The 14,826-nt window shown below is 41.0% G+C and carries 12 protein-coding genes; 6 read left to right on the top strand and 6 right to left on the bottom strand.

What is annotated here, in order from left to right:
* Positions 1 to 366: 366 nt before the first annotated feature.
* On the bottom strand, positions 367 to 735 hold the full coding sequence (locus HWQ37_RS01630; RefSeq protein WP_292742977.1) for a hypothetical protein: 369 nt from the start codon (positions 733 to 735) through the stop codon (positions 367 to 369).
* Between the two features lie 176 nt (positions 736 to 911).
* Here HWQ37_RS01630 and HWQ37_RS01635 point away from each other — a divergent pair, with 176 nt between their 5' ends.
* From HWQ37_RS01635 to HWQ37_RS01650, 4 genes are all read left to right on the top strand, one after another.
* A complete protein-coding gene (locus tag HWQ37_RS01635; RefSeq protein ID WP_292742979.1) occupies positions 912 to 1,112 on the top strand; it encodes a hypothetical protein in 201 nt (66 codons plus the stop codon).
* Between the two features lie 724 nt (positions 1,113 to 1,836).
* Positions 1,837 to 3,129 (top strand): ATP-binding protein, encoded by a 1,293-nt coding sequence (locus HWQ37_RS01640; protein WP_292742981.1) that lies wholly within the window; start codon positions 1,837 to 1,839, stop codon positions 3,127 to 3,129.
* Positions 3,119 to 4,882, top strand: a complete 1,764-nt coding sequence (locus tag HWQ37_RS01645) for a tetratricopeptide repeat protein (RefSeq protein ID WP_292742983.1) — start codon at positions 3,119 to 3,121, stop codon at positions 4,880 to 4,882. The genes HWQ37_RS01640 and HWQ37_RS01645 overlap by 11 nt, the downstream gene beginning before the upstream one ends.
* A 589-nt stretch (positions 4,883 to 5,471) precedes the next feature.
* The gene (locus HWQ37_RS01650) at positions 5,472 to 6,044 is read left to right on the top strand and encodes an REP-associated tyrosine transposase (protein ID WP_292742985.1); all 573 of its coding nucleotides are present in this window, start codon (positions 5,472 to 5,474) and stop codon (positions 6,042 to 6,044) included.
* A gap of 55 nt (positions 6,045 to 6,099) precedes the next feature.
* Here HWQ37_RS01650 and HWQ37_RS01655 read toward each other — a convergent pair whose 3' ends face one another.
* Positions 6,100 to 7,176: a PstS family phosphate ABC transporter substrate-binding protein gene (locus HWQ37_RS01655; protein ID WP_292742987.1), complete on the bottom strand. Its 1,077-nt coding sequence runs from the start codon at positions 7,174 to 7,176 to the stop codon at positions 6,100 to 6,102.
* 231 nt (positions 7,177 to 7,407) lie between these two features.
* Complete coding sequence (locus HWQ37_RS01660) at positions 7,408 to 8,619, bottom strand: serine/threonine-protein kinase (protein ID WP_292742989.1); 1,212 nt, start codon at positions 8,617 to 8,619, stop codon at positions 7,408 to 7,410.
* On the opposite strand from HWQ37_RS01660, the gene HWQ37_RS01665 reads away from it, so the two are divergent.
* Positions 8,618 to 8,755, top strand: a complete 138-nt coding sequence (locus HWQ37_RS01665; RefSeq protein WP_292742991.1) for a hypothetical protein — start codon at positions 8,618 to 8,620, stop codon at positions 8,753 to 8,755. The genes HWQ37_RS01660 and HWQ37_RS01665 overlap by 2 nt on opposite strands.
* A 972-nt stretch (positions 8,756 to 9,727) precedes the next feature.
* Here the strand turns inward: HWQ37_RS01665 and HWQ37_RS01670 are convergent.
* The 3 genes from HWQ37_RS01670 to HWQ37_RS01680 form a co-directional block, all read right to left on the bottom strand.
* Positions 9,728 to 10,354, bottom strand: a complete 627-nt coding sequence (locus HWQ37_RS01670) for a cytochrome c oxidase subunit 3 (RefSeq protein ID WP_292742993.1) — start codon at positions 10,352 to 10,354, stop codon at positions 9,728 to 9,730.
* Between the two features lie 157 nt (positions 10,355 to 10,511).
* Positions 10,512 to 12,248: a cytochrome c oxidase subunit I gene (gene ctaD, locus HWQ37_RS01675; protein WP_292742995.1), complete on the bottom strand. Its 1,737-nt coding sequence runs from the start codon at positions 12,246 to 12,248 to the stop codon at positions 10,512 to 10,514.
* A 92-nt stretch (positions 12,249 to 12,340) separates the two neighbouring features.
* Positions 12,341 to 13,432, bottom strand: coding sequence for a cytochrome c oxidase subunit II (locus tag HWQ37_RS01680; protein WP_292742996.1), 1,092 nt, complete (start codon positions 13,430 to 13,432; stop codon positions 12,341 to 12,343).
* A 404-nt stretch (positions 13,433 to 13,836) separates the two neighbouring features.
* On the opposite strand from HWQ37_RS01680, the gene HWQ37_RS01685 reads away from it, so the two are divergent.
* Positions 13,837 to 14,751, top strand: coding sequence for a COX15/CtaA family protein (locus tag HWQ37_RS01685; RefSeq protein WP_292742998.1), 915 nt, complete (start codon positions 13,837 to 13,839; stop codon positions 14,749 to 14,751).
* Positions 14,752 to 14,826 lie beyond the last annotated feature (75 nt).

Raw genomic sequence — 14,826 nt, forward strand, 5'->3', positions numbered from 1 at the left:
GAGTCGGATAGCTTGGTAGGTTGCAAAACCGAACAGTTGTTCGACTCAATTAATTTTGCGAGATTCCCGAATTGGGGAAAAAATCAAACCAATATTACTCATCACAACACCCAAGACTGATGTTGGTTTTCACTTCGTTTAATTTGCAGTTTGAAAATACTTTTAGTAATTTTGCGATCGCTCTTTGCATCTCCAGAGGGCTATTTCATTGTCATCTAGCCCGCCTCAGAATGAATTCTGAGTCTAATAGCGAAAGTCGTCTAAAGACGACTGAGAAAAGGTTATAGTCCGTTTTAACGGATTTGAGTGTTGCGTTGCCGTTTGCGACAACGCACCTTTGTATAAAAAAGCAGCGATTCTAAACAATCACTTCACAGATGTCACTGTTTGGTTAACTACTGGGCGTACTTTCTTGCGGTCTGACCTGCGCGTTCCACCAGCCATTTCATACTCATCACTATTTTTGCCATAGCGAGATGCAACATTCAGCAGCATATACTCAGAATAAGTATTCAACTCACGTTCTGCTTCTACTAATGCATTGTGTGTCTTATCTACTATTGTTTGTGCTTGATTATAAGCGGCTAGCTTTTCTCGTAACTCAATTACTTTAGTGTTGTAAGTAGCAATTGAAAACCCATTACTAAAGTCTAACTTAGGGTTAATTGTCTGCATTCCTTCAATCCGTCGTTCAGCCTTGGTTAGTGGCATGGAATTTCGTTTGCGTTGCGTCATATAGTTTTCCTGTATGGATTAATTTATAAATAACCCTAACTTTACACACTGAGTTATTTATATATCATTAGAGTACGCAATAGGCAGATGCAGCAGCCACAGTGAAGTTACAGAATTATAAAAGCATTGGAGGCATTAGCAAACTAGATAGATGCGGGTATATTTGCTGAAATTTGTTGAGAAAAGCAGGTTTTGATGTCGCAAAAGCTAGTTTTGATGTCGCAAAAGCAGGTTTTGATGTCGCAAAAGCTAGTTTTGATGTCGCAAAAGCTAGTTTTGATGTCGCAAAAGCAGGTTTTGATGTCGCAAAAGCTAGTTTTGATGTCGCAAAAGCTAGTTTTGAAGTTGCAAAAGCTGGTTTGATGGAAGTTGTTTAAATAATTCCATAACGCTTAATTAGCTAATTACCCCCCTTAATCCCCCCTTGTAAAGGGGGGAAACAAGAAAAGAAATCTAGTTCCCTCCCCTTTGCAAGGGGAGGGTTAGGGAGGGGTAAAACCCTGGTTAATCAGGTATTTCAGACTTGTGTATACACGGTAGCCTTTGCAAAGGGAGGGTTAGGGTGGGGTAAAACAGCACGGCGTAAATAAAGCAACTATTTCAAATCGTTCAAAAGCCTATCTTCTAAACTTTTTGACTTTTGAATGCATAACTTCTGCCTTGCAGTACTAGATATATTTGCAAAAGCGAGATGCCCGCCTAGTAAACTAATAGTAACAACAGATACCATCGCATCGACTAGAGGGAGATGAGACGAAGCACACTAAAAATTTATTTTTCTAACTGAAAACTTTATTTTATTTATGTGTTAAGTAGCTTCACTATTCTATCTGTATAATCTATCATTCAGTCTGAATTATCGAATGTATAATCTATCATTCAGTCTTAGTGATTATTGACCCCTGTTACTGATTGATAGGTTGAAATTTGGAAATTAGGGCATCTCTTTTTAAGACATAACATATCATTCACTTAGTAGTTATTTATTAACGAAATTTGAGAAGTTATGTAGGCATACTCTATCCTAGACATCACCTAAACTTGTGCTTCAAAAATGATGAGCCATTATATGAATAGTTAGCACGTTTATAGCACTATCCAATGTCTCAAGACTTATTAAACTCCTTTCAAGAAGCATACAGCAATCTCGAACTGTTTCCGTTGATGGAACGGAACGAAATGGAAAGATTTCGAGTTGAATATGGTGATGATTTGATTGCAGACCTGAACCAATTAGTCGAAGATAGTCCTAATAGAGATGGCAAAATTGTCTTTACAGGACATCGAGGATGTGGTAAGTCTACTTTGTTAGCTGAATTTAGCCGACAAATTCAAGATAAATATTTTGTAGTTCTATTTTCTATTGCTGACAAAATTGAAATGTCGGCGGTTAATCATATTAATATACTGTTTGCGATCGCAGTTAATTTAATGACAGAGGCAGAAGCCCGCAAAGTTGATATTCCGCAATCTACTAAAGAAGCTCTTTATAAGTGGTTTGCTACCCGTACTCGCACTGAAGAATTAAATTTGCAAGCAGAAGCTAGCATCGGTTTTGACCTTTTAAAATTAATTAGCTCTAAATTAAAAGCTGATGCAAGCGTTCGGGATGAAATTAAGCAAGAGTTTGAACGCAAGTTATCAGATTTAGTTGCCAGAATTAATGAAATTGCTGCTCTAATTCAAGCTGCGACTAAACAAAATGTTTTAGTTATTATTGATGATTTAGATAAACTAGACTTAGGCAGAGTTAACGAAATTTATCGAGATAATATTAAGGCTCTTTGTCAACCTAACTTTCAAATTATTTACACTATTCCGATCGCAGTCCTTCGGGAAACATTTATTAGTACAATAATTGCCACTGAAACCAACGATCAAGTTGTGGCAATGCCTGTATTAAAAATATTTGATAAAGGTAAAAATCGCTTCCCAAATGCCCAACCTCGCCCGGAAGCAACCAAGATTCTTGGTGAAGTTTTACAAAAGCGGATTCCTAGTGAATTAATCGTAGCAGAAACGGCTGAAAAAATCGTAATTTATAGTGGCGGCGTATTGCGAGAGTTAATTCGGATTTCTAAGGAATGTTGCCGGATATGTTTGCGAATGATCCGGCGAAATCCTTCAGCCGAAGTTATTATTGATGATAAAATTCTTCTGCAAGCAATCAATAAAATCCGCAATGATTTTTCTATACGTTTAGGAAAAACTGATATTGATATTTTGCAGAGCGTTTATGAACAATTTATGCCCAACGATCCGAAACAAGCAGAGTTTTTAGATTTGTTACATGGGCTGTATGTTCTCGAATATCGCACTGATGAAACTTGGTATGATGTTCATCCAATTATTATCGAAAGCTTGAGAAGACAGGGAGCCATTAATGTTAAATGAGGAATTATTAGATGATGAAGGAGAAAATCAAGATGCCTATGATGATTTAATTGTTTCTATTGAAGCTCAAAAGCGGGGCTTAAATTTACTGATTGCAGTTTGCGATGATGCTAGCTTTCGTGATGAGATTATTGCTGAATATGAAGCTGAACTACAATCCGCATTCGGTACATATCGAGTAACTTTAGCACGTCACGAACCTAGCCTGAAAGCTGCTCTTAACCAACTGGTACAACAAGAAAAATTTCTCCGTCAGCAGAACCCGGCGGTAATTACTGTGACGGGTGCTGAACAATTGTATTTTCTCAGATTGGGAAATGAACAATCAGAACAGGAGAAATTTTTTGGTTACTTACAGTGGACAAGGGAAGGATTGCGCGAATTTCCATTTGCGATCGTGCTTTGGGTAACTAACCAAATCTTAGTCAACCTAATTAAAAAAGCTCCTGATTTTTGGAGTTGGCGTAATGGTGTATTTCGGTTTGAATCTAAAAAGACAAATGCTATTCCTGGTAAAGAATTAGAAAATATCCGCTTTGTTTTTCGAGATACAGAATTAGCCAGCACAGATACTAATGAAAATAACTCTTTTTTCTTACCCATTCAAGATTTACAAAGGCTAATTGAAAAAGTCGAACAGGAACAAGGAACTAAAGATCCTACCTTGGCTACTTTATATTCAAGGTTAGGTGATATTTATCGCAGCAGATTAGAACGGGGTGAATCTCAAAATTATCAAGAAGAACAGGAATTAGCAATTAAATATTGGCGACAAGCGAGTGAGTTACAAAATGAATTAGGTTTGCAGATAGATTTAGCTACTAGCCTCAACAATTTAGCAGGAATATATCGTGCAACGGGACACTACAGCGAAGCCGAACCTTTATATAAACAAACTTTAGAACTGAGGAAACGTCTTTTAGGAGACAACCATCCGGCTTTTGCTACTAGCCTGAATAATTTGGCAGGACTCTACAAATCTACTGGACAATATAGTAAAGCAGAACTTCTATATCAACAAGCTTTAGAACTGAGGAAACGTTTATGGGGAGAAAACCATGCGGATGTTGCTGTCAGTCTGAACAATTTGGCATTACTATATGATGAACAAGGACGTTATGACGAAGCAGAACCTTTGTATCTGCAATCATTAGAACTCGAAAAACGTTTAGTTGGCGAAAATCATCTTTCTTTGGCTCTTATACTGAATAATTTAGCGCTACTTTATTATCATCAAGGACGTTACAGTGAAGCTGAACCGTTATCGCAACAAGCAATAGAATTAGATAAGCGATTTTTGGGAGAAGAAAATCCCGATGTTGCAACAGATTTGCACAATTTAGGTTTAATATACCGCGCTCAAGGACGCTACAGTGAAGCGGAATCTTTGTTTTTGGAATCGTTAGAACTCAAGCAGCGTGTATTACAAAAAGCACATCCGCTTTTAGCAGATACTATTTATGCTTTGGGTTATATGTACAGGGAGCAGGGGCGTTACAGTGAAGCTGAACCTTTATGTATAAAAGCTTTAGAACTTGATAAGCACCTATTGGGAGAAAATCATCCTAATGTTGCTGAAAGTCTCAATAATCTGGCAGAAATTTATCGTGAAACTGGACGTTACGCTGAAGCAGAACCGCTTTATTTACAAGCTTTAGATATTTGCGAACAAGTCTGGGGTGTAGATCATCTTCGTAGTGTGGCTGTTCGGGAAAATTTAGAAAAACTGGCGGCGGCGATGGGGAAGAGTTAAGCATAAATAAGGCTCAGACGCAGAGATAAAAAGTAAATTTAGCAATGCCCATAATAGCAAGTAGTAAAGAAAACTTTTTTGTTCAGTAATATGTCGCCAATGGTATTCTCAATCAACTTTTGTTAAGTTTCCGAAACGCCTCTCTTTTTTTTGAAGAAGATAGGGAGTTGTGGATAGTCCATTACAAATATCTACAACTGTAGTAATAACTATTTACACAGGTTCTTCCAAGGAGCTAGGACCAGGCTACTATTCTTGGGTCGAAAACTTTGGGATAGCTAATGACACAATCTCATCCATCAAATTGATCTTATCTTAAAGTGCTTGGTTCTGGGAAAATTGAAGCAGTAGTCTGTAATGCAAAGTATCACCTATTTTCCCCCAACTAAACCTGATTGCTCAACAGATTCTGCAAACTGGTAGTTCCCAGGTATAGCCGCGATCGCGCACAAATGTTGTGAGTGAATGGCTAATCGCTCTAGATACCCGACCTCTTAAACAAGTCATCAAGATCCCCGACTTCTTTAAGAAGTCGGGGATCTGATTGGGTTAAAAGGGCATACTAAAGCAAAATCTCATATTCTTGCCTATGCCGCGACGACAAACCCCTCTGCAAACTGGCAACTTTTACCATGTCTATAACCGGGGGAACAATCGCCAAAAGATTTTCTTTGAGCGTGAGAACTATATTTATTTTCTCCGGTTGATAAGGGAACATCTGATAACTAATGCAGTAGATATTGTTGCTTACTGTTTAATGCCCAATCATTATCACTTTTTGGTCTATCTGAGAGATGAAACTCTGTCTGATGCAATGAAATCCCTCTCTCTTTCCTACACAAAGGCAATTAATAAGCGTTTTAATCGTTCTGGGGTGCTATTTCAGGGAAGGTTTCAAAGTATTCATATTTTACAAACTGACTATCTTCTCAACCTCTCACGTTATATTCATTTAAATCCGGTGAAAGCAGAACTGGTGCAGCAACCTGAAGAATGGGAGTTTTCCAGCTATTTGGAATATGCAGGATTACGAGGAGGAACACTAGCCAAAACAGAGTATATCAAGATGCAAATTGAGTCAGAATTAGCTTATCAGCAATTTTTAACGGATCATAACCTACCTGATAGCGCTGGTTTCAAAAGACTGCTCCTGGGTGATTAGCCTAACTAAAGATCCCCGACTTCTTAAAGAAGTCGGGGATCTGAAGATCGCTGTACTAGCGAACGCCAACAAAACCAGCTTGTTCAATTGCTCTTTGCCCTTGGTCAGTTAATAAAAGATTGGCATAAGCATTTCCAATCTGCTGTTCTTTACCTTTATTCTGCTTGATAATCACAAACAAATTAGCAATCATCGGATAGCTGCCATTTTTGATCGCCTGAGTATTTAGCTGGTTGCGCTGACGTGGACACTGTTCAGGCGAAACCACTGGTTCCCGATAAGCGGGAATTAGCTGACCAGAAGTGTTACCCAATGGCAAAGCCTTCACGCTACATTGAAAGACTACTGAACGGGCAGAAGCGTAATACACACTACCAGGGGTTTTACTGACTTGACGCACTGCCTCTGTCGCAGAGTAGACATATTGCACATTCGAGCCAAATGCTTGCCCTTTTAAGTCGCTATTACTAGGGAATATTACTGTATCTGCGTCTTCTGGTCGTTGTGAAAAAGCTGTGATGGGTAGATTTGGCCCACCGACTTGATTCCAGTTAGTAATTTTCCCTAAATAAATTTGCTGCAATTGTTCAACAGTTAAACCAGGGACATTGAGTGATGGGTTGACTACCACTGCTATGCCATCCCTAGCCACCTGACGTTGCTCAAGGGTGAAGCCTCGCTCTTTTGCCATAGCTTGCTCTTCATCTGTGAGGGGACGGGAAGATTGAGCAAAGTCTAGTTTCCCATCAAGCAACATCCGAATGCCGGAGCTAGAACCAGGGCTACCATTAACAGGGTTTACATAACGTAATTGTAGTTCCGGGCGATCGCTCTGGATCTGAGAATCTACTAATTGCCGGATAGATGCCCAAGCTGTACTACCTCCGTAGTTGAATGAGGCAGGGGGAACATCAGCAACTGTCTGAAAACTTGATGCATTATTAGGGACGCTGTTGAAATTTTGAGCAGAGGAAGAGTTAACACTATTGCGGGATAATAAATTTGGCTTCAATAACCACCAAAGTAAGCCGCCAATAACCATAAGTGTAAGAACTTTACCAATAATCAAACCTCTAAGAAAGAGGGCAATTTCGCTGTTAATTAAAGCTTTTCTCTGATTTGTATTGTCCATATTTTTAAATTTTGTTTGTTGTATGTATCTTACAGGAATATCTAAGTATTTATCCTCTAGTCATCTTTAAATATTTAAATTCAAACTAAATCTTTAACAGCTAGTTAAGCGTAATTCGTAATTCGTAATTCGTAATGACGCGACGCTCGAATACTCGCTACCGCTTCGCTATCGATGACTCGCTACCGCTACGCTAACGTAATTCGTAATTATGTAAGGGTTTTAGACATTTCAAATGGGTGGTTTATTTGCGCCGTGCTGTACTAGTAGACTATTCGTATTAGTTAGCGGGAACTTAACAAATCTTTCGAGAAAACTCTTTAGTGGAGTAGGTTGATTTGGAAGCGATGACCCCGTATTAATAAATGTATAGATTAAAACTATTACGATCAAACTAGTGGTAGCGCCAAGACCGATGCCCAGCAACAAAATAAAGTTTCTATAAGTTAGCAAATAGGTATCATCAGCCTTGTGGTCGATGTCAGCAGATTGTGAGGATTGTGACAACGCAAAATCGGAATTAAGCGCTTGTAAAGCTTCTGTGGCAGACGAATAACGCTGGTTGTAGCGATCGCGCACCATTGTATCTAAAATATTTGCCAGAGCATCACTTACCTCTGCTTTATCGCGCCAAATAACTTCTCCAGTACTGGGATCTTCTGGTAGTTGTTCGGGCATTAAACCTGTTAAAGCTTGAATGCCAATCATCCCGACTGCATAGATATCGCTGCAAAGTCTTGGCTTTCCCTTAGCCTGTTCGCTTGGCATATAGCCAGGAGTCCCAACAGCAATTGTTAAACCTGCTCCCAAAGCACCAATTTTCTTAATACTGCCAAAGTCAATTAGTACAATTTTGCGATCGGAGTACCGCCGCATTAAGTTTTGAGGCTTAATATCTCGGTGAATAATATCGTGTTGGTGGACGAAAGCCAGCACTTCTAGGATGTCTTTTAATAAATTTAAGACTGTATTCTCGCTAAGATGCTGACCTGGTAAAATTTCTTGAGTCAAGGCGTGACCGTCAATAAATTCCTGGACTAAATAGAAATCCCCATCTTCATCAAAATGGGCAAACAGTCTCGGAATTTGATCGTGGTCGTTGCCTAACTGATATAAAACTTCCGCTTCCCGATCGAATAGCTTTTTAGCGATGGGTAGAATAACAGGGTTGGAATCTTTTGGGTGGAAGTGTTTGACGACACAATGGGGTTGTCCTGGTAAGTCCAAGTCAATGGCTAAGTAGGTATCACCCGATCCTCCGCTTCCTAAGTGTTTGATAATCTCAAAGCGATTCCGAAGTGTTTTTTTGTTGAGAGAGTGTCGATGTCTGTTACGTATAGCACCCCCTACTAAGTAAGTATTAGCAGATTCTTCGCTTTCCATCACTTTGACAGTCTCAAAGCGACTTCGGAGTGTTTTTCTGACTAGAGGGTTCTGGCTCATGTGGCGTATACTACTTCTTAATTTACTGACCATTCAGAGCTTGGGTGAGGTTATGAATTACCTGCTACTAGATTTGCTGGTCTTTGCGGCAGTTAGCCATCGGGCGACCTATGCTTTGGGTAAGTGGGATGCTTAGTTGCTATGATTACTTTATACCTTTATCTAAGTATCTTAATACAAAATTAATTTATGAAATACTTCTGTAATCCTATCACTTAAGTAAATTTAACACTAGTCCACAGTATTTAAACTGTGTGCAGAGGAGAATATTTATGACTCAGGATGTTTATTTATTTTAGTTGTTAAGTTTGATTACTGACAAAACCTTGAACAGTAAAATTTAAAAGCACAAATACTCTTACAGCGATCGCCAAAATTTTGTGATCAGATTTTATTCATTAATAAGTGCGATCGCGTTATCAGATCGATGTGAGTTGGACGACAAAACTAAAAAATAGCAGCTAATTGCTTGAGGTAAATATTGAATGATGATTTGTGAAGCAAAGTAAGTTTAACTTTTCAATCACTCAAACATTTTACGATCCCGATCTACTTATAATTATGGTAAATACATAATGCGTATTTGCTTCCACACAATACCAGAATTAATATCTGAACTACTTCAATGAGAAAGCCAAATAGCAAAGTAAATTACAATGTTTCCAATTTCTCGAATAACTTCATTTTTCCAGTCATCGAGCGTCTTGATTCTGACTCCTGTTAGCGATAGCGGGGCGTTTAGCCCATTCTGACTCCTGAATTCTTTTTCAATTATTAGTTTGCTCTGGTCTTAGAATATCAATTTACATGATATTAACTGGTTATTCAATACTTTCTATAAAACATCCTACTTTTCCTACTTTTCCCACCTTTTACTTTACTTGCGTCCCTATCACTTGCAAAAACTCAATAGTGGGAATATTTTATGCTTGTTTGAATATATTTTATTTAACTTCTCTAGGTAAATAATAAATATAAGTTATCTATAACCCTTATAGAGACTTATTGCTGCGATTTCACTCATATTTTTATTCTGTTAATTAAAAAAGCCCCCTAGTGGGGGCTGATTAAGTTGTTCGCGTGGAATGAACAACTAATTAATTAATACTTACAGTAGATAGAGTAATCCGAACAAAATAATCCAAATCACGTCAACGAAGTGCCAGTAGATTTCGGCTGCTTCAATACCGAAGTGTTTTTCGTTACTGTAGTGACCCGGAACGCGCGATCGCCACAACACAGCAACAATTGCTAAAACGCCGATAGTAACGTGCAATCCGTGGAAACCAGTCAAAACGTAAAATGCACTAGCAAATAAATTGGTAGTCAAACCGAATTCTAAATGGGTATATTCATATACTTGACCTATCAAGAAAGTAGCACCCATTGCAGCAGTAATTGCTAACCAGATTCGCGCACCCCGCGTATCATTCTTTTTAATAGCAGTATCAGCATTGTGCATGATAAAACTACTTGAAATTAGATTGATGGTGTTAACTCCAGGTAGCAATAGTTCTAATTCTGGAGTACCTGCTGGCGGCCACACAGGTAAGGTAGCACGGAAAGCTAAATAGGCTCCGAACAGTCCCATAAAAATCATCCCTTCAGCAATCAGGAAGACATATAGCCCAAACAGGCGATGGTCTGGATGTTCTTCGTGATGACCGACAGACGCTTCCGCCGCGTGGTGATGATTCAGTTCGGTCTTAGCTGGGTCAATAGTTTGACTTTGCATGAATTTTTAATAAGTGGGGAATTGGGCATTAGGAGTGCTGAGTGCTGAGTCCTGAGTGCTGAGTTAGGAGTTAGAAGTTAAGAGTTAGGAGTTTTGTTTATCTCCCTGTCCCCCTCATCTCTCTCATCTCCCCAGTCCCCAGTACCCAGCCCCCTGTTTATTTCCGGTCTTCGGGATTGGCGGCAACTGCTGGATCAGGTTCTGCTCTTAATACTGAGTTTGGCCCACCAGATAAGACGGGGTTGGGATCTGATAAAGGTACGCCTTCATTGGCATTTTCCAAACCGTAGTCGTAGGGGCCTGTAGCCAATACTGGGGTTTGATCGAAATTCTCGATCGCAGGTGGTGAGGTTGTCATCCACTCTAAGGTAAGCGCCCTCCAGGGATTATTGCCAGCTTTCTCGCCGTACAACCAACTCCAAATCGCATTGATGATGAAGGGGAATGTCGAAATTGCCAGTATGTAAGAACCATAGGTGCAGATTTCGTTCAATGTGGTGAATTTGGGGTCATACTGAGCAATCCGGCGATTCATGCCCATTAAACCTAGCTTGTGCATAGGTAAGAAGGTCATGTTTAGACCGACAATAGTTAAGGCAAAGTGAACCTTACCCCAAAATTCGTTTATCATCCGTCCCGTAATTTTCGGGAACCAGTGGTAAATGCCAGCAAAAATCCCCAGTACGCTACCACCAAATAGGACGTAGTGCAAGTGGGCAACCACAAAATAGGTGTCGTGAACGTGAATATCAAAAGGCACTGCTGCCAACATCACGCCACTGATCCCGCCGATTACAAAAGTGCCCACAAAGCCGATGGCGAACAACATGGCACTGTTAAGCCGGATTTTTCCACCCCACATTGTTGCTAACCAGCTAAATATTTTAATTCCCGTGGGTACGGCAATGATCATAGTAGTGATCATAAAGAACATCCGTAACCAGCCGGGAATACCACTGGTAAACATGTGGTGCGCCCAAACAATTAGCCCCAAAAAGCTGATTGCTAGAGAGGAATAAGCGATCGCTTTATAGCCAAAAATCGGCTTACGGGAATGGATGGGGATAATTTCTGAAATTGCGCCAAAGAAGGGCAAAATCATAATGTAAACCGCAGGGTGGGAGTAAAACCAAAACATGTGTTGGTATACTACAGGGTCGCCACCGCCAGTTGGGTTAAAAAATGTTGTCCCGGCAATCAAGTCAAAGGAAAGTAGAATCAAACCTGCTGCTAAGACTGGGGTTGATACCAAAACCAGTGATGAAGTAGCGAACATCGCCCAGCAGAACAAAGGCATTTTGTGGATGTCCATGCTGGGGATACGCATCTTGATCAATGTTACGAGGAAATTTATCGCCCCCAAAATTGAGGACGTACCTAGCAACAGGACACTCATAATCCAAATGCCTTCGCCCACTTGTCCTGTTACCAAACTTAGGGGAGGGTAGGAAGTCCAACCGGCATCTGGTGCATCGCCTACCACTAAACTAGCGATGAGCAACACACCCGCAGGGGGAATCATCCAAAAGGCAACAGCATTCAGTCGGGGAAATGCCATATCTTTTGCCCCAATCATCAGGGGAATTAGATAGTTAGCAAACCCTGCCCCTGTTGGCACGATCCACAAAAAAATCATGATCGTGGCATGCAGCGTGAACAGACTATTGTAGACTTCTGGGGTGACAAAATCTACATCTGGAGTTCGCAGTTCTGTGCGAACCATCTCAGCCATTACGCCGCCAATGCAGTAGAAAATAAACGAAGTGACTAGGTATTGAATCCCAATCACCTTATGGTCGGTTTGAAAGCCAAAGAAGTCTTGCCATTTTCTGACCCCTGGTTCTTCAAGCAGGGCGGGGATATTGGCAGTTTCTTGCAACTGAGCTTGGGTCATAAGAGTGCTGAGTGCTGAGTGCTGTTAGCGGTAGCGGGGCGTTTAGCCCGTGCTGAGTGCTTATTTATTAAACTTTTGAGGTGGACTGTTGATTAATGGTGAACTTGATGGAGGATTTCTGGCTTAATTCCCATGTCCTTGGTGTAAGGGGCGAGAAATTCATTTGGGGAGAGATCGGCAGGGTTAATAGCGATCGCTTGATTTAGTGTTTCTTTGCTGGCAACTAGCTGTTCTTGTACCCATTTATCAAAGGCTTCTTGTGGCTCAACAACTACTGGCGCTCTCATTGCGCCGTGGTAGGGGCCACAAAGTTCAGCACAGATCAAGACATAATCTCCTGCTTTTTTGGGGGTGAAGCGAATCTCGGTTTGCCTACCGGGGATCGCATCTTGTTTCAGGCGGAATTCTGGAACCCAAAAGGCGTGGATGACATCGTTAGCTGTCATACTGATTTGCACTTCTCGCCCAATGGGAACGTGCATTTCACCTGTAGTTATCCCACTTTCAGGATAAGTGAAAATCCAGGCGTATTGTAAACCAGTGACGTTGACTTGTAATTCTGCTGGTTTACCTGCTTTATCAGGACTACCGCCAATTGTCGGAGCAACAATACCGACACCTGGGGCATTCCGCAGTTGGGGAATTTGGTCAGCATTACGAACTTCTGCCGTAGCGGGGTCTTGCATTGCCTCATCAGATTTTTCTTGATTGAGGTTGGGCTCGTTGCTAGGAGGAGTATCGCTTAAAGTTGCGGCCATAGCACTCCCACGACCCGGCATTTTCATCGATTCCTGATTCATCATCGGTGCTTCATGGATGGCATGGGGATCAAAGCCACCGATTTCGTTGTAGACATCAAAGCTGTAAACAGAAATACCGATAACGATAATTGCAGGGATCGCTGTCCAGAGAATTTCTAGAGGTACATTACCTTCAACTGGTGGGCCGTCTTCATTGTCACCTGCACGCCGACGATATCTAAATGCAGAGTAAATTAAAATACCTTCAACCAGCAGAAATATCCCTGTAGAAACGATCATCATCGCGTTGAACAGACCATCCACCAAGACGGCTTCATCAGTGGCGGCTGCTGGCAACAGACCGTGATTTTGACCGTACCAAAAGCTGGCTAGCGTTAGCACGATGCCAATGAGTAATGTCCAGATGGAAGTTGGAATCTTCACGGCTTACTTAATTGAATTTACTATGTTATCTCGAAGCTACTCACTTACTAAGGTAGTCTAGGCTGTCAGACATAGGGGGAAAAGGTCTGAAATTTTTATTAATTTTTTTGACTATTTTAGTAATTTTGAGTATGAGTTTACTATCATACAACGCCAAAAATAGATGCAAAGCAGTGAAAAAATTTAAGGAAAAATTTAGAATGCTTAAATTAATTCTCATTAATCAGTTTTTGACATCTTGAAAAATCCCTAAAGCTTCAGGCAAAACCTTGTTGAAGTGATTCAAAGTATAAGTGAGTGCTAATCTATAAACCCATAGCCTATACGCTAGGGTGGAGATAGGACACTAAAAGAAAATTGAAAATTTTAAGAGATCCACCAAGAGCGGGCAGAAGGTATCGTTCATGAGCGAATTTGTCCTACAACAACAAAATGAAGCGGCGCTTGGGCAGCAAAAGCCCAAGGAAATGATTCGGCGCTTGGTGTGGAAAATGTGCATAGCCACCTTAATTTTGATGGCCATAGGCAGTGCCACCCGCGTCATGAATGCTGGACTTGCTTGCCCCGACTGGCCTTTATGCTATGGCGAACTCGTGCCAGCCAAGCAAATGAATCTCCAGGTGTTTTTGGAGTGGTTTCACAGATTGGATGCAGCTTTAATTGGTGTAAGCGCGATCGCACTTTTTGGTTTATCCTGGTGGCGACGTAGTTTCTTACCCTCTTGGCTGCCTTGGGCATCCACATTCGCCCTGTTTCTAATCGTCTTCCAAGGCATTTTAGGGGGACTCACCGTTACCGAACTATTGCGGTTTGATATCGTTACCGCTCATTTAGGAACGGCGCTATTGTTTTTTACCACCCTGCTGATTATCGGCACAGCACTCACACCCTATCAGGGAAATGGAACCGTTGGTAAGTTGCCTTGGGTCGGTTTAACTGCTGCTGTTCTGGTTTACCTGCAAAGTTTGTTAGGTGCTTTGGTAGGCTCTCGCTGGGCGCTACACCAATGTCTCGGCGGTTCTCAACTTTGTACTGTAATGTACAGCCATATTGCTGGTTTGGTGCCGCCAACATTAGCAACCTTGGCAATGGTATTTATCTGTTGGCGGACACCAGCACTACATCCAGCCTTACGGCGACTGGCAAATATGGCTGGTGCATTGTTAACCTTACAAATCTTGTTGGGATTCGCCACCTTCAAATTACACCTCCAAGTCGAGCCTCTCACCGTCTCTCACCAAGCTATAGGAGCTACTTTGCTGGGTACTTTGGTGGTTTTCACAGTTTTATCATTACGTGACTCAGTGAGTGTTGAGTAAGGCGTGGGGGAGATGAGGAAGATGAGGAAGCAGGGAAAGAATTCCTAACTCCTAACTCTTGTACAGACGCGATTA

The sequence above is a fragment of the Nostoc sp. NMS4 genome (assembly GCF_017115095.1).
Classification (GTDB): domain Bacteria; phylum Cyanobacteriota; class Cyanobacteriia; order Cyanobacteriales; family Nostocaceae; genus Nostoc.